This window comes from Brucella tritici (assembly GCF_008932285.1).
In the GTDB taxonomy this organism is placed as follows: domain Bacteria; phylum Pseudomonadota; class Alphaproteobacteria; order Rhizobiales; family Rhizobiaceae; genus Brucella; species Brucella tritici.
In genome coordinates this window covers 1-234 of the sequence record NZ_WBVY01000042.1, presented here as the reverse complement: position 1 = coordinate 234, position 234 = coordinate 1, and the positions used below count along the sequence as shown (strand labels likewise).

The following is a 234-nucleotide window of genomic DNA, read 5'->3' as shown; positions in this document are numbered from 1 at the left end:
CCGAGGCCATAGATTTTAACCCTCATAGCAATGATCGAATTTCTTCTTCGGTATCTATTGGATTTTTCAAATTTGACGTTTGAAACAGCATCTCATTCAGTCGGGATTCAAACGTCAAATTCAATCCGCTAGCTGTCTTTAGCAATCGCGCTAGTTGGGAGTTGCCATGTTTAGACTGGGTGGAAAATATCAGCATTTCATTCATGGCGACGGCTGCGGCTGCTCCAACCCGAT

1 protein-coding gene is annotated in these 234 nt (G+C 44.0%); it reads right to left on the bottom strand.

Features of this window, described 5'->3' with window-relative positions; all coding sequences use genetic code 11:
• Nucleotides 1-22: 22 nt before the first annotated feature.
• The coding region (locus F9K94_RS24625; protein ID WP_210250268.1) for a hypothetical protein at nucleotides 23-234 on the bottom strand (212 nt) is incomplete at its 5' end.